Source organism: Streptomyces sp. NPDC001544, from assembly GCF_042894285.1.
Lineage (GTDB): Bacteria > Actinomycetota > Actinomycetes > Streptomycetales > Streptomycetaceae > Streptomyces.
Map to the genome: position 1 here is coordinate 647,070 of NZ_JBIAVN010000002.1, position 14,347 is coordinate 661,416.

The 14,347-nt window shown below is 72.5% G+C and carries 17 protein-coding genes; 9 read left to right on the forward strand and 8 right to left on the reverse strand.

The genetic code is table 11. The features are described from left to right. Positions 1 to 162 precede the first annotated feature (162 nt). The gene (locus ACFY0F_RS08325) at positions 163 to 1,215 is read left to right on the forward strand and encodes a glycoside hydrolase family 5 protein (protein ID WP_388790759.1); all 1,053 of its coding nucleotides are present in this window, start codon (positions 163 to 165) and stop codon (positions 1,213 to 1,215) included. Between the two features lie 193 nt (positions 1,216 to 1,408). Next, positions 1,409 to 1,807: a luciferase family protein gene (locus ACFY0F_RS08330; RefSeq protein WP_388790761.1), complete on the forward strand. Its 399-nt coding sequence runs from the start codon at positions 1,409 to 1,411 to the stop codon at positions 1,805 to 1,807. Between the two features lie 33 nt (positions 1,808 to 1,840). Here the strand turns inward: ACFY0F_RS08330 and ACFY0F_RS08335 are convergent, their stop codons facing one another. Then, on the reverse strand, positions 1,841 to 2,620 hold the full coding sequence (locus ACFY0F_RS08335; protein ID WP_388790763.1) for a DeoR/GlpR family DNA-binding transcription regulator: 780 nt from the start codon (positions 2,618 to 2,620) through the stop codon (positions 1,841 to 1,843). Between the two features lie 126 nt (positions 2,621 to 2,746). Here ACFY0F_RS08335 and ACFY0F_RS08340 point away from each other — a divergent pair, with 126 nt between their 5' ends. Then, entirely contained in the window at positions 2,747 to 3,628 is an 882-nt protein-coding gene (locus tag ACFY0F_RS08340; protein ID WP_388790765.1) for an SIS domain-containing protein, read from the forward strand. Between the two features lie 40 nt (positions 3,629 to 3,668). Continuing rightward, positions 3,669 to 4,556, forward strand: coding sequence for a ketose-bisphosphate aldolase (locus ACFY0F_RS08345; protein ID WP_388790767.1), 888 nt, complete (start codon positions 3,669 to 3,671; stop codon positions 4,554 to 4,556). Here ACFY0F_RS08345 and ACFY0F_RS08350 read toward each other — a convergent pair. After that, positions 4,534 to 5,676 carry a methyltransferase gene (locus ACFY0F_RS08350; RefSeq protein ID WP_388790769.1) on the reverse strand — a complete coding sequence of 381 codons (1,143 nt, stop codon included), beginning with the start codon at positions 5,674 to 5,676 and terminating at the stop codon, positions 4,534 to 4,536. The genes ACFY0F_RS08345 and ACFY0F_RS08350 overlap by 23 nt on opposite strands. Before the next feature lie 85 nt (positions 5,677 to 5,761). On the opposite strand from ACFY0F_RS08350, the gene ACFY0F_RS08355 reads away from it, so the two are divergent. From ACFY0F_RS08355 to ACFY0F_RS08365, 3 genes are all read left to right on the forward strand, one after another. Beyond that, positions 5,762 to 6,409, forward strand: coding sequence for an alpha-ketoglutarate-dependent dioxygenase AlkB family protein (locus ACFY0F_RS08355; RefSeq protein ID WP_388790771.1), 648 nt, complete (start codon positions 5,762 to 5,764; stop codon positions 6,407 to 6,409). A gap of 141 nt (positions 6,410 to 6,550) precedes the next feature. Continuing rightward, a complete protein-coding gene (locus ACFY0F_RS08360; protein ID WP_388790773.1) occupies positions 6,551 to 7,789 on the forward strand; it encodes an ROK family protein in 1,239 nt (412 codons plus the stop codon). Further along, positions 7,786 to 8,523, forward strand: a complete 738-nt coding sequence (locus ACFY0F_RS08365; RefSeq protein ID WP_388790775.1) for an NUDIX hydrolase — start codon at positions 7,786 to 7,788, stop codon at positions 8,521 to 8,523. The genes ACFY0F_RS08360 and ACFY0F_RS08365 overlap by 4 nt, the downstream gene beginning before the upstream one ends. 19 nt (positions 8,524 to 8,542) lie before the next feature. Here ACFY0F_RS08365 and ACFY0F_RS08370 read toward each other — a convergent pair whose 3' ends face one another. From ACFY0F_RS08370 to ACFY0F_RS08380, 3 genes are read right to left on the reverse strand one after another with little or no spacing between them, the layout of a single operon-like run. Beyond that, positions 8,543 to 9,421, reverse strand: coding sequence for a phosphotriesterase (locus ACFY0F_RS08370; RefSeq protein ID WP_388791325.1), 879 nt, complete (start codon positions 9,419 to 9,421; stop codon positions 8,543 to 8,545). 29 nt (positions 9,422 to 9,450) lie between these two features. Further along, on the reverse strand, positions 9,451 to 10,035 hold the full coding sequence (locus ACFY0F_RS08375; protein WP_388790777.1) for a DUF4865 family protein: 585 nt from the start codon (positions 10,033 to 10,035) through the stop codon (positions 9,451 to 9,453). A gap of 11 nt (positions 10,036 to 10,046) precedes the next feature. Then, on the reverse strand, positions 10,047 to 10,646 hold the full coding sequence (locus tag ACFY0F_RS08380; protein WP_388790779.1) for a TetR/AcrR family transcriptional regulator: 600 nt from the start codon (positions 10,644 to 10,646) through the stop codon (positions 10,047 to 10,049). A 169-nt stretch (positions 10,647 to 10,815) separates the two neighbouring features. Between ACFY0F_RS08380 and ACFY0F_RS08385 the strand changes: the two genes are divergently transcribed. Beyond that, positions 10,816 to 11,106 (forward strand): SHOCT domain-containing protein, encoded by a 291-nt coding sequence (locus ACFY0F_RS08385; protein WP_388790781.1) that lies wholly within the window; start codon positions 10,816 to 10,818, stop codon positions 11,104 to 11,106. 68 nt (positions 11,107 to 11,174) lie between these two features. Here ACFY0F_RS08385 and ACFY0F_RS08390 read toward each other — a convergent pair whose 3' ends face one another. Both ACFY0F_RS08390 and ACFY0F_RS08395 read right to left on the reverse strand, forming a co-directional pair. Continuing rightward, positions 11,175 to 11,738 carry an ATP-binding protein gene (locus ACFY0F_RS08390; protein WP_388790783.1) on the reverse strand — a complete coding sequence of 188 codons (564 nt, stop codon included), beginning with the start codon at positions 11,736 to 11,738 and terminating at the stop codon, positions 11,175 to 11,177. Between the two features lie 195 nt (positions 11,739 to 11,933). Then, positions 11,934 to 12,257, reverse strand: a complete 324-nt coding sequence (locus tag ACFY0F_RS08395; protein WP_388790785.1) for a hypothetical protein — start codon at positions 12,255 to 12,257, stop codon at positions 11,934 to 11,936. Positions 12,258 to 12,661: 404 nt separating this feature from the next. Between ACFY0F_RS08395 and ACFY0F_RS08400 the strand changes: the two genes are divergently transcribed. Beyond that, positions 12,662 to 13,786, forward strand: coding sequence for a PLP-dependent cysteine synthase family protein (locus ACFY0F_RS08400; protein ID WP_388790787.1), 1,125 nt, complete (start codon positions 12,662 to 12,664; stop codon positions 13,784 to 13,786). Position 13,787: 1 nt separating this feature from the next. Here ACFY0F_RS08400 and ACFY0F_RS08405 read toward each other — a convergent pair whose 3' ends face one another. Next, entirely contained in the window at positions 13,788 to 14,258 is a 471-nt protein-coding gene (locus tag ACFY0F_RS08405; RefSeq protein ID WP_388790789.1) for an SRPBCC family protein, read from the reverse strand. Between the last annotated feature and the right edge of the window lie 89 nt (positions 14,259 to 14,347).

The following is a 14,347-nucleotide window of genomic DNA, read 5'->3' on the forward strand; positions in this document are numbered from 1 at the left end:
CGCAATGCACCGGATGTTACGCGTGAGAAATCTTGACGGCCGCTGAGGCGGATGCCACGATTCCGGCGCCGCCGAGTTTACGTAAACATCCCCCACGACGGCAGGTCATGTTTACGTAAACATGCGAGGCGCTGAGACGCCATCTCCGGAAAGGGCACGTCGATGAGCAAGACCCCCACCAGCAACCGCCTCACCCCCCGACTGCGTGCCGCCTGTGCGGCGGTCGCGATCGCCGCGGTCGGCGGTGCGACCCTGGTCGGCAGCCCCGCCTCGGCCGCCCCGACCGGTACGGGCCAGTTCCGGGGCGTCAACTGGGCGGACCCGCGCGACAACTACGCCGACGACTACCTGCAGCTGTCCGGCCTGTCGACCTCCGACACCTACGCCCAGACCTACGCCAAGGCGAGCCGGATCATCTCGGCGTTCCGCGCCAACCTCGACGCCAACACCGTCCGGCTGCCCATCAACCCGTACACCGTGGGCGGCGCGTACTGGAAGTCCTACCGCGGGGTCATCGACGCGGCGACGGCCAAGGGCTTCAAGGTCATCGTCTCCTACTGGGAGGGCACGGGCGCCAACAAGGACGGCTTCATCGACGACACCGCCACCTACTGGCCGATGTGGGACACGGTGGTGAAGGCCTACAAGGACAACTCGCGGGTCTACTTCGAACCGATGAACGAGCCGCACGGCTACACCGACACCCAGTGGGCCGACATAGCCGCGAAGTGGCTCGCCACCTACCCCTCCGTCCCGCGCAACCGGGTCTTCGTCAGCGGCGCCGGCTACAACGACCACGTCACCTCCGTCTGCGCCGACCCGCGCCTCAAGGGGACCTACCTGTCGCTGCACCACTACGGGTTCTGGAAGGACTACGCCACCTACGACCAGTGGGTGTCCGACCTCAAGGAGCGTCTCGGCGACTGCGCGAGCCGGACCGTGGCCGACGAGTTCGGCGCCCCGATGACCACGGGCCTCGACTACGACCACCCGGCTCCGGACAACAACTTCGTCAACTTCATCCAGGCCGACACCGACACGTTCCGCAAGCTCGGCATGGGCTCCGTCTACTGGCCGGGTCTGCGCACCGACGACACCTACTCGATGCAGACGCTGATCGGCGACGCCTCCCGGCCCTGGCTGGAGACCACCAACCAGTCCGGCGCCGACCGGCTCGCCTGGGGCTGGGGACACGGCAAGCCCGTGAAGCCCTGACCCGGCCCGGCAGGCCGGGGACTGACGGGTCCCCGGCCGCGCCGCACACACAGGAATACGGGCGATTTGTCTTATCAGTGGGCATTTCTTTGTGCTGGACGTACGGCCTGAGTGCGGACAACTGGCCGATACAGTCCGGTTAATGCTTGCTCACGAGCTGGTTGCGGGAGAGTAAGCGCGTCATGATGGGCCCATGACGTTGGCCTCGCGCGCTTTCGCGCAACTGGCGACCTGGCCGGACCTGAGACAGGCGGCGCCGAGCTGCGGCCTGGGGCAGGCGGTGAGTTCGGCCGGGGGCGAGATCGCCCACTTCCACTCCGACCGGGACGTCGACCTGCGCCTGACAGCCCGCGCCATCCGGCACTTCTCCAAGAACCTCAAGGGCTCCGGGGCGATCCGCATCGTCCCGGGTTCGCAGTGGGTGACCATCCGCCTCGACGCCGCGAGCGACGTCGACCTGCTGCTGACGCTGGTGAGCGTCGCCCTGCAGGCCCAGCAGACCTGGCCGGACCCGGGCACGTACCGGCCGGCGGTCGGCTGCAACGACCAGCGGGGTGCCGGGTTCGTCAGCGCGGACCACAGCGGGATCTGACGGCCCTGGTGGATCCGCCCGCGGAATGCGGGGTCACACGGCGACGACCCGTACCCCCGCCTCCTCAAGCCGGCGGACCATGTCCTGTCCCACGGCCGTGTCCGTGACCAGCGTGTCCACCGCCTCGGCCGCGCAGATACGGGCGAAGGCCCGTCGGCCCAGCTTGCTGGAGTCGGCGGCGACGACCACCCGCTGCGCGCGTTCGCACAGCAGCCGGTTGATCGCGGCCTCGGCCTCGTCGTGCGCCGCCGCACCGTGCGCGACGTCGAAGGCCACCACCCCGAGGACCGCCAGGTCCAGGGTGATCTGCCCCAGCACGCCGTCGGCGAGCGGGCCGACGAGTTCGTACGACTGCGGGCGGGCCACCCCGCCGGTCACCACGATCTTGAACTGGGGCCGTACGACGAGCTCGCCCGCGATGTTGAGCGCGTTGGTCACGACGGTCAGCGCCGGGGAGGCGGAGGTCAGGTCGCCGCGCACGGCGAGCGCGCGGGCCACCTCCGTGGTGGTCGTACCGCCGGTCAGTCCCACCGCCTCACCCGGCGCGACGAGGTCTGCCACCGCCTTGGCGATGCGCTGCTTCTCGGACGCGCGGCGGGCCGTCTTGTAGCGCAGCGGCAGTTCGTACGACACCCCGTGCACCACCGCACCGCCGCGTGTGCGCACCAGCATCTGCTGCTCCGCGAGCCGGTCGAAGTCCCGGCGGATCGTGGCGGGCGACACGCCCAGCTCGGCCGCCGCCTCCTCGACCTCCAGGCGGCCACGCTCGACGAGCAGTTCCAGCAGCGCCTTCCAGCGGGCGTCGCGCGACATCGGCGGCCTCCGTTCCCCGGCGACTCCGCGACCCTGACGCGGTCCGATTCGGTCACCATGCTTGATTCTGCTCGAAAGATGCTTCTATCTTGCAGGAAAATGCAAAAATCTTCGGGAGGGGCGCGCGTGACCCATGTCGAGGACGAGCTGAGCAGCCAGCCCGAGTGCTGGGCACGGGCAGCCGAGGAGGCGGGACGGTACGGCGCGGTGCTTCCGGCGCCGGGGGAGCGGGTCGCGATCGTCGGCTGCGGCACCTCGTACTTCATGGCGCAGGCCGTGGCCGCCCTGCGCGAGGGCGCGGGCGCGGGCGAGACGGACGCCTTCGCCGCGTCCGAGTTCCCGCACGGACGCCGCTACGACCGTGTCATCGCCCTCACCCGGTCCGGCACCACCACCGAAGTACTCCGACTGCTCGAGCGGCTGCGGGGGAGTGTGCGCACGACCGCGGTCACCGCCGACCCGGAGGCCCCCGTGATGTCGGCCGCCGACGACGTCGCCGTACTGGACTTCGCGGACGAACGGTCCGTCGTGCAGACCCGGTTCGCGACCAGCGCGCTCACTCTGCTCCGCGCCCACCTCGGCCTGCACACCGAGACGGCCGTCACCGACGCACGTACCGCGCTGTCGACTCCCTTGCCTCCGGAGCTCGTCGCGTGCACGCAGTTCACCTTCCTGGGGCGCGGCTGGACGGTCGGACTGGCGAACGAGGCCGGACTGAAGATGCGCGAGGCGTCACTGTCCTGGACCGAGGCCTATCCGGCGATGGAGTACCGGCACGGTCCCATCAGCATCGCCGGCCCGGGCACGATCACCTGGATGCTCGGGACGGCACCCGACGGGCTGGACCGACAGGTCCGCGCCACCGGCGGGTCGTGGATCGAGGGACGTCTCGACCCGCTCGCCGAACTGGTCCGGGCCCAGCGCCTCGCCGTCGCCGTCGCCGCGGCGCGCGGCCTCGATCCCGACCGGCCGCGTCACCTCACCCGCTCGGTCGTCCTCGCGCCCTGACAGGACCACTGACCGGACCCCTGAAAGGAAGGGACAGGCCGTGCCTCTCGCAACCACCGGTGAGCTGGTGACCCGAGCCGCCGCCGCGCACTGCGCCGTCGCCGCGTTCAACATCATCACCCTGGAACACGTCGAGGCCGTCATCGCCGGCGCCGAGGCGGCGGACGCCCCCGTGGTCCTCCAGGTCAGCGAGAACGCGGTCCGGTTCCGCCACGGACGACTGCACCCGCTGGCCCGGGCCGCCGCCGTCGCCGCCGAGCGGGCCCGGGTACCGGTCGCCCTGCACCTCGACCACGTACAGAGCGACGACCTGCTGCGGCAGGCGCCGGGCGCCGGTTTCAGCTCCGTGATGTACGACGCCGCACGCCTGCCGTACACCGAGAACCTGGCCGCCACCCGCGCCGCCGTCGCCTGGGCGCACGCCCAAGGGCTGTGGATCGAGGCGGAGTTGGGTCAGATCGGTGGCAAAGCCGGGCAGGAGAGGGACGCCCACGCGCCCGGCGCCCGAACCGATCCCGAGGAGGCCCGGGCCTTCGTCGCCGATTCCGGCGTGGACGCGCTGGCCGTCGCCATCGGCAGCGTGCACGCCATGACCACCCGCACCGCCGCCCTCGACCACGCCCTCCTCCAGCGGTTGGCCCGCGCCGTGCCGGTCCCGCTCGTGCTGCACGGCTCCTCCGGAGTACCGGACGACGGCCTGGTCGCGGCGGTCGCGGGCGGCATCGCCAAGGTGAACGTGGGCACCGCCCTGAGCGTCGCGATGACCAGGGCGATCAAGGAGTTCCTCGCGGCCCGTCCGGAGGCCGTCGACGCACGCCAGTACCTCGGCGCGGCCCGCGAGGCGATGGCCCGGGAGGTCACCCGTATCATCGGCGTCCTCTCCCCGCCCGCGCGAGCCGCCGGCATCAGCCCCGTTTCACGGCCCTGAGCACCACGAACTTCGGGTTGCCGGCGACCGTTTCGCTGTTGCCGAACAGGCGTCGCAGCTTCACGTGGTAGCCCAGGTGCCGGTTGCCGATCACCCACAGCTCGCCGCCGGGACGCAGCGCGCGCCGGGCGCCGGTGAACATGCGCCAGGCCGTCGCGTCGGTCGTCGCCTGGTGGGAGTGGAACGGCGGGTTGTTGAGGACGACGTCCACGCTGCCGGGCGCCACCCCGGCGAGCCCGTCGCCGACGCGGAACTCGGCGTGCCCCGGAACCCCGTTGGCCTTGTAAGTGGCCTCGGCCGAGGCCACCGCCTGAAACGACTCGTCCACGAACAGCACCTCGGCGCCAGGGTCCGCCAGCGCGACCGCCGTTCCGACGACGCCGTTGCCGCACCCCAGGTCCACCACCCGGCGCGGCCCCTCCCCGTTCGCGCCCGGCAGGTGCTGCAGGAAGAAGCGGGTGCCGACGTCCAGCCGGTCCGCGCAGAACACTCCCGCGTGATTGACGACGGTGCGCCCCGAGGCCGCGCCGATGCCGTCGGGCAGGGCGTAGCTGTACGGCCACGGGTTGGCGGGACGTTCCGCCGCGGGATCCGGGGAGCAGAGGATCAGCCGGGCCTTCTGCCGGGCCAGCGAGGTCCGGGTCGGGCCGAGGATCCGCTCGAACAACCGCAGTGTCGAGGTGTGGATCTCCTTCACCATGCCGGTGCCGACGACGACCGTGTCCGGGTGCACGGCGGGCGCCAGCCGCAGCAGCTGGTCCTCGAGGAGCGCCAGGCTCTTCGGCACCCGGACCAGCAGGACGTCGACGCGGCCCGGTGGCGGGTCCTGGGTGGTCAGCAGGCGTACGGCACCGGGCTCCACCCCGGCGCGCGCGAGGTTCGCCCGGGTCGCCTCCTGGCTGAGGTAGGAGTCGGTGATCTGCGTCGGCCGGTGCGCCGCCAGCGCCGTGACCAGGGCGCCCCAGCGATCCCCGACGACCACGACCGTGCCGGACAGGGGGATTTCCTCCTCGGCCAGATGCCGGAGCAGATACGCGTCGGAGGCGTCCCAGGCACGCAGCTTCTCGTGCGGATCCTCGGGGAAGCGGGACAGCTCGAGCGTGCCCCATGCGGTCGTCATACGGTCGTTCATCGTGCGTCCAGGCTATCCGGCCCGTCAGGCACGGCCGGGCGGCAGCCCGCGGCACGTCGGGCAGGATGGGGGTATGGAGGCGGAGCTGTTCCCCAGGGGGCGCACCCGGGTCGCGCCGGGCGCCGTGCACGTCCCGGACTGGCTGCACGCCGACGCCCAGCGTGAGCTGCTGGCCGCCTGCCGTGGGTGGGCACGCCCCCCGGCCGGCCTGCGCACCGTCCGTACGCCCGGCGGCGGCACGATGACCGCCCGGCAGGTGTGTCTGGGATGGCACTGGTACCCGTACGGCTACGCCCGCACGGTCGTCGACGGCGACGGTGTCCCCGTGAAACCCTTCCCGCCCTGGCTGGGCGAGCTGGGCCGCCGCGCGGTGTCCGACGCGCTCGGCGCGGAGGCGGCCACGGGGGAGTACGACATCGCGCTGATCAACTTCTATGACGGCGACGCCCGCATGGGCATGCACCGCGACAGCGACGAGAAGTGCGACGCGCCGGTGGTCTCCCTCAGCCTGGGCGACACCTGCGTGTTCCGCTTCGGCAACACCGAGACCCGGACCAGGCCGTACACGGACGTCGAACTGCGCAGCGGCGACCTGTTCGTCTTCGGCGGGCCGTCCCGGTTCGCCCACCACGGCGTCCCCCGGGTACGCGCCGGCACGGCGCCGCCCGCGCTGGGGCTGTCCGGGCGGCTGAACATCACCCTCAGGGTGAGTGGCTTCTAGGGAGCTTCTCGTGGATCATGCCGGGGTCGGCAGGAAGACACCGTCGGTCCAGGCCGGCCTGATCCACAAGACACCCCCTGGTCCCCGCGTTTGCGCGCGACACGGACCGGCCGACATGCGGATCATGGGAGACTCGCCCTCATGAGCGGGAAGGCGGACCCCCGGGCGGCGGGGGATGGGAGCACCTCGAGGACGCGGCTGGACCGGGGGCGCGGTGCGCTCGGGCCCGCGTTGGAGCTCGTGCACACCGGACGGGCGCCGACCCGGGCCGTGCTCACCGCCGAACTGGGGGTCACCCGGGCGACGGCCGGCGCGGTCGCCGCCGAACTGGAGGCGCTCGGCCTGATCAGGGTCGACGCCCGGCCCGGCGCGGCGGCCGGTTCCCAGGGACGCCCCTCGCACCGGCTGGAGGTCGCCGAGGAGGGGCCCGTCGTGCTGGCCGCGCAGGTGCACGCCGACGGCTTCCGCGCGGCACTGGTCGGACTCGGCGGCCGGATCGTGGCGACCTCGCCGGGCTGTGAGACCGTCGACGCCGACCCGGCGAAGGTCCTCGGCTCCGTGGTCGAGGCGGGCACCGAGCTGCTGCGCGGCACCGGGCGCCGCTGCGTCGGCGCCGGCCTCGCGGTGCCCTCGGCGGTGGCCGAACCGGACGGACTGGCCCTCAACCCCCTGCACCTGGCCTGGCCGGTGGGTGCGCCGGTGCGCCGGATCTTCGCCGAGCGCGTCCGCGCGGCCGGGATCACCGGCCCCGCCTTCGCGGGAAACGACGTCAACCTCGCCGCGCTCGCCGAGCACCGGCACGGCGCGGGCCGCGGCGCCCGGGACCTGCTGTGCGTGGCCACCGGGCACCGGGGCGTGGGCGGGGCACTGGTGCTGGACGGCCGTCTGCACACCGGGAGTTCCGGCCTCGCCCTCGAGGTGGGGCATCTCACCGTCAACCCCGAGGGCCGCCCGTGCCACTGCGGCAGCCGCGGCTGCCTCGACGTCGAGGCGGACCCGCTGGCGCTGCTCAGCGAGGCGGGACGCGATCCGGGACCCGAGGTCTCCCTGCTCCAGCAGGCCATCGACCTGATCCGCCACCACTACGCCGACCCGGAGGTGCGCACCGCCGCCGAGGCGCTGATCGACCGGCTCGGCCTCGGTCTCGCGGGCCTGGTGAACATCCTCAATCCCGACCGCATCATCCTCGGCGGCCTGCACCGCACCCTGCTCGACGCGGACCCCGACCGGCTCCGCGCGGTCGTCGCCGACCGCAGCCTGTGGGGCCAGAGCGGCGGCGTCCCCATCCTGCCCTGCACCCTCGACCACAACAGCCTGGTCGGAGCAGCCGAGTTGGCGTGGCAGCCGGTGCTGGACGACCCGCTCGGGGCACTGCGGTGACCGATGAGCGCGCCGTCGAACTCCTGCGGGCACACCGCGTCCGGCTGGTCGAGACACCCCCGCCCGAACTGCCTCCCGAGGAACGTTCGGCGATGGACCGCGTGTGGGACGAGGCGGTACGGGCCAATCCGGCCCTGTTCGACGGGCCCGTGGCCGCCCTCACGGGGCTGACCTGGGAGGAAGGGCACGGACTGGTCCTGTCCTGGACCCGAACGAGCTACCGGCTGCGCGCCCTGCGTCAGGTCCCGGGCGCCACCGCCTGGCTGCCGTCCCTGTTCGTCTCCGTCGTGCAGCCGACCGACGACGGGCGCCTGCTGGTGGGCCGGGCGGCAGCGTGGACCGCCGCGCCCGGCCGCTGGCAGCTGCCGGGCGGCACCGTCGAACCACCGGTGGCGGGCGACGACCTGGACCTGGCCGCACTGCGCCGGCACGCGGCCCGCGAACTGGCCGAGGAGACCGGGTCGGACACCAGGCCGGAAGCGCTGACCCTGGGGCTCGCCACCCGCGGTGGCAACGGATCCGTCGGCGTCGTGTTCCTGGCCCCGCCGTGTCCCGCGTCGTCGCTGTACGAACGCCATGCGGCGCTGGCGGACGCGGAGACGGCCCAGGGCCGCGATCCGGAGTTCGACCGGATCGCGCTGGTCGGCTCACCGGACGCACTGGCGGCTCTGGGCGGCCCGCACGCGGACTACCTGGCGCCCGTCGTCCGCGATTTCGCGGAGGCCGGTGCCTGACCCGGCGCGGGCGGGCGGCTCACCGCCAGTCGACGGCGAAGGCCCGCCCCGGGTTGTCGACGAGGATCCGCCGCACCGGCTCCGTGCCCAGCACCGCCTCCAGGCGCGGCCGCACCCGGCGCAGCAGATACGGCATCCCGGGCCCGCCGTCCACCGAACGGGCCCCGGCGACCACGGTGTCCCCGCCGAGCAGCAGCCGGTGCCCGAACCCGGCCTCCACCAGGGAGAGTACGGCGTCCGGCATCCGCCAGTCGGTGGCGTGATGGGCGCGGGACGGCCCGTCGAAGGCGAGCCAGCAGCCGCTCCGGGCGGCCTGCCGCTGCACCACGGGGTCGGGGGAGCGGTTGAGGTGCCCGAGAACCACTCGGTGCGGCGGCACCTCCAACTCGCCGCACAGCAGGTCCAGTACGTCGAGCGCACCGGTGCCCAGTTCCAGGTGCACGGCGATCGGCGCGTCCGTGGCGTGGTGCGCCTCCGCCGCGGCGGCCATCGTCCAGCGGGCGTGCGTGTCGAGGGCGTGGAAGCCGCCGGCCACCTTGATCAGCCCGGCGCGGACCCCGGACGTGCCGATGCCCTCGGTCAGCTCGGCGACGAACACGGCGGCGAGCCGGCCGCGCAGCTCGTCGAGCAACTCCGGCGCGTAGTGTGCCGCTTGGTGCAGTCCCGTCGCGCAGACCACCCGCACCCCGGCGGCCCGGGACAGCACCGGCAGGTCAGCGGCCCGGCGCCCGAGGCCGTACGGCGTCCACTGCACCACGCTCGCCCCGCCCGCCGCCCGGAACGCCTCCAGTTCGGCGCGCGCCGCGGCGGCGTCGTTCAGTTCCTGGCCGACCAGTTGGGGACTGCCGAAGAAGAGGTGGTCGTGCGCGTCGCACACGCCCAGCTCCTCGGGAGGCATGTCCCCGAGGACGGTGCGGACGGCGGCGCTCACCACTGCCGCCCGCGCGGCAGGCCGGCCCTGCCCGGTGCCGACAGGTGCAGCACCTGGAAGACGTCCCCACGCGCCTTGGGCGCATCGTGCTCCCAGAGGGAGAAGTGCACCAGCTCCCAGTGGTGGGTGTCCACGGCACTGGCCGCCAGCACGGCACCGTCCTCGGCGGCCAGCCGTCCGGTCTCGCGCACCGCGTCCTCCATCAGCCCGGACAGTCCGGCCCCGTCCGGCACCGGCTCGCGCCGGCGGACGGCGACGGCGGCCCGGGAAGCCGTGGCGCCGCCCTCCTCGTACGCCAGCCCCGACCAGCGCCGTGCCACCGGCCGCCCGAAGTCGTCGACGAGCCCCTGGAAGGCGCCGCCCCACAGGAAGCGGTTCATGCCCCGCACGGTGTTCCAGAGGTAGAACGGCGCGTACTGGTTGACCGGCGAGCCGTGCGCACCGCGTTCCCGCATCAGGTAGGCCTTCAGGCCGAGGCCGTCCCAGTCGTCGAGCAGGTGCCCGATGCGGGCCACCCGGCCACGGATGACGTCCATGTCGTAGTCGGCGGGGAATGTCAGCTCGTACTGCAGCGCGTACATGCGAACCTTTCTCAGGCGGGGTGGTCGTCGCAGCCCGTGTGCTGCGGTGCCAGCAGAGCGAGCAGCCCGCGGACCGCGGTGTCGAACGCGGCGGGGGAGCCGGAGGCGCGGGCGAGGACGTAACCGCCCTGCACGGTCGCGATGACGGCGGCGGCGATCTCCGCGCCGTCCAGCGAGGACGCGAACTGTCCCTGCCGCTTGCCCTCTTCGACGATCCCGGCGATCCGCGCGCGGATCCGGTCCAGCGTCTCCTCGACCGGCGCGCGCAACTCGTCGCTGGCGATCACGTCAGGGTCCATGGTCAGCCGGCCGACCGGGCAGCCGCGCAGCACGTCACGCTCGCGCAGCAGGTACGCCTCGATGCGCTGGTACGGAGTGCCGGGGCCGTCCAGCACCCGCTCGGCGGTGGCCCGCAGTTCCTCGGCCGTCCGCCGGATCGCGGCCAGCGCCAGGTCCGGTTTGCCCTTGAAGTGGTGGTACATGCTGCCCTGACCGGCGCCGGCCCGCTCCAGGATCGCCTTGGGGCTCGTCCCCACGTACCCGCGCTCCCACAGAAGCTCGCGGGTGGACTCGATCAGCCGCTCCGAGGTGCTCATACCGCCACTGTACATACTAGTAGTTACAGTGGCCAGTCCTGTCGCCGGGTACTCGTGCGATCGCCGCGTACTTCCTGCGGGGTACGCCCACTGCCGCCGGGCGTACGACGCCCCGGACCCCTCCCCCGGACCAGTGTTGAAGCATCACTGCACCACACGCCTCCGACCATGGAGAGGAACCGAGATGCAGACCCTGGCGAACTCGAACGGCGGGCCCGGCCCGTGGATCCTGTTCTTCCCGATGATCTGGGCGGTCGTCGTCATCGGCGCCGTCACCTTCCTGCGCCGCACCGTGTGGCGCGAGCGCGGCGGGTACTGGCGGACGATGGGCGGCGCGCGCCCCGCGGGCGACTCGCCGATCGCCGTCCTCGGCCGCCGCTTCGCCTCCGGCGAGATCGACGAGGACGAGTACTGGCGCCGGCTGTCCGTCCTGGACGAGCAGTTCGGCCGTATCGGCAAGGGCGGCGTGGCCTGAGTGCCGCGGGCCGCCCCGCCGGCCGGCGGCTGCGCCGGGCGCCGACCGGACTGACGGCAGCCGCCCGGTCAGCCCGTGGCGACGGGCCGGGCGGGGACGTGGACCGGGGCGGGCGCACAGGCCGCGGGCTCCACTTCGACCTGCTCGAAACGGCGCACGGGCGCCTCCGCGGCGGCGCGCCGCGGTGGGCGGGCCGGCTGCCGGTCGGTGACCGACGGGGCGGGCAGCGTGAACCACACGACCTTGCCCTTGTCGCCGTCCGGCCGCGCCCCCCAGCTCTCACTCACCGCCGCCACCATGGCGAGCCCGCGCCCGCACGTGGCCAGCGGTCCGAGGTCCTGCACGTCGCCCACCACGGGCATGTCACCGACCACGGGCAGACGCGGATCGTGGTCGCGCACCGACACCATGAGCCGGCCGAGGACCAGTTCCATCTCCACCGTGCAGGACTTGTCGGGCTGGGCGTGCCGGTGGACGTTGCTCAGCAGTTCCGTCACACCGAGCGAGGCCCGGTCTATCAACTGGTCCAGATGCCAGTAGCGCAACTGCGCAGATACGATTCTGCGGACCTGGCCGATCCGCGACGGCAGGGCTTGGAGCTCCACCGTGCAGTGCTTTGGATGACTGATCACGGCTGCGACTCCCCGATGTGAGGTCCGGTCGAACCCGGAGGAACACGGAGAACAGATCCAGCAGGGTGCTTGCGTCCAAACGTCCGCCTGCTGTCGTGGCCGGCGGGCTGGTTCGCAGCGTTATCGCCGGTAAACCCAGAGTGACGTGCCACCAGCGTGACGCAGGGGGTGCGCTACCGCAACTCACGCGGCCGTTCAGCCGCCGTGGCGGGCGGCCCGGCGCACGGCCTCGATGAACCGGCGTGCCGCGGGTGGCCCCGGCTCGCCCGGAGCGGGGTCGTGCTCGCCGAGGGTGAGCAGGTACCGCTTGCCGTTGAGGTCGGCCAGGGCCCGGTCGTCCGGGGCGAACCAGGGCTTGGAGGCGCGCACCGACCGGACCGGCGCGCTGTCGATCTCACTGCCGTAGCTGGTGAGCAACTCCAGCCTGCCGTCGCTGATCCGGACCTGTCCGGCGCGGGTCAGTGAACGCATTCGCTTCCCGATCCGCACACCTGTGGCCGTGAACTCCGGCTCCGCCATCCTTCGCCGCCCCCTTGCGTGTCGCTCGCCGGGCCCGATCCCCTCCGGGTCGCTCCGGCCCTTGAGCTGTGTGCTTCCGTGTCGTTCAGTGTGCGCCTGGTGCGGGACCTCGGCCGTGTCACCGGGACAACCGGGTGCCGGAGCAGAGGGCCCGTCGTCGGTGCAGTCTGCCCGCGTGCGACGCCGAGCACCAGTGCGCGAGGGGGCGCGTGCGACCGGCGCCCGGAGCATTCGCGCGAATGCGCCCCCTGGGGGCCGCCGGCGGTTCGTATGCGCGTGCCCCAGGGTGTCTTGGGGTGGCTCAAAGAAGCGTTTATGCAGGTGGGAAGCAGTGTGAAAGGTGCCTATGATCCTGGTGTCGGCCGCGCTGGGCGCCGTCGGCGCGAAGCGTAAGGAGCCCCGCCGTGAGCACCACCCCACAGACCCGAACCGGCGCCACCCTTGACGTCGACCGCAGCGACACCGCCTACCGCGGCTGGCTGAAAGAAGCCGTCCGCAAGGTGCAGGCCGACGCCAACCGTTCGGCCGACACGCACCTGCTGCGTTTCCCGCTGCCTGAGCAGTGGGGCATCGACCTCTACCTGAAGGACGAGTCGACCCATCCGACCGGCAGTCTCAAGCACCGGCTGGCCCGCTCCCTGTTCCTCTACGGCCTGTGCAATGGCTGGATCCGGCCGGGTCGCCCGGTGATCGAGGCGTCCAGCGGCTCGACGGCGGTCTCCGAGGCCTACTTCGCCAAGCTGATCGGCGTGCCGTTCATCGCGGTGATGCCCCGCACGACGAGCGCCGAGAAGTGCCGCCTCATCGAGTTCCACGGCGGACGGTGCCACTTCGTGGACGACCCGCGGAAGATGTACGAGGAGTCCGCCCGCCTCGCGGTGGAGACCGGCGGCCACTACATGGACCAGTTCACCTACGCCGAACGGGCCACGGACTGGCGCGGCAACAACAACATCGCCGAATCCATCTTCCGGCAACTGGAGTTGGAGCGGTACCCGCAGCCGGCCTGGATCGTCGCCACCGCGGGCACGGGCGGCACCTCCGCGACGCTCGCACGGTACGTCCACTACATGCAATATGACACCCGCATTTGTGTCGCCGATCCGGAGAACTCGTGTTTCTTCGACGGGTGGACCACCGGCGATCCGGACGTCACCTGCGACTGCGGCTCGCGCATCGAGGGCATCGGCCGCCCGCGCATGGAGCCGAGCTTCGTGCCCGGCGCCATCGACCGGATGATGAAGGTCCCGGACGCCGCCGGCGTCGCCGCCGTGCGGGCCCTGGAGCGGGTCATCGGCCGCAAGGCGGGCGGTTCCACCGGGACCGGCCTGTGGAGCGCCCTGAAGATCGTCTCCGAGATGGTGGCCGAGGGCCGCACGGGCAGCGTGGTCACCCTGCTGTGCGACCCGGGCGACCGCTACCTGGACAAGTACTACTCCGACGTCTGGCTCGCGGAGCAGGGCCTGGACATCACGCCGTACACCTCGGCGATCGAGTCGCTGCTGCTCACGGGGGTGTGGACGGGCTGAGTCACCCGGCGTTGGTCAGCCGCCGGTCCAGTTCGGTGATCGCGTCGTGGAAGGCGTGGCCGACTGCTGGGCGGGCGAGGGGCCAGAAGAGGCGGAAGGGGGTGGTTCCGTCGAGGGCGAAGGTCATCCGTACCCGGGTTCCGGTGCCGGCCGGGGCGAGGCGCCACTCCTCGGTCCAGGCCCGGGCGCCCGGGACGTTCGTCACGTCGACGCGGTAGGTGTACAGCTCCGGTGCCTGGGCCACGAGCACCGTCTCCTCGAAGCGGGCGCCGCCCCGCAGCCGGATCTCCCGTCCGCTCTCGGTCGGCCGGGCGGACGTCACCGCGGAGAACCACCCCGCCCAGCCGGGCAGGTCCTCGGCGAGCGCGCGGAAGACCGGGTCGGGGGCCGTGGTGATCTCCCGTGTGAACACCAGACGCACGGGGGCGTTCTCGGTGAAGTCGGCCCCCACCGGGCGCAGACGGTGAGCCATGGGCGAGGGACCCCCTCGGGAAGTGCCCGACGTGCATGGTCTGTTGGCCGGTCACCCTAACTGACGGGAGATCAGCTGTCTGTACCCCC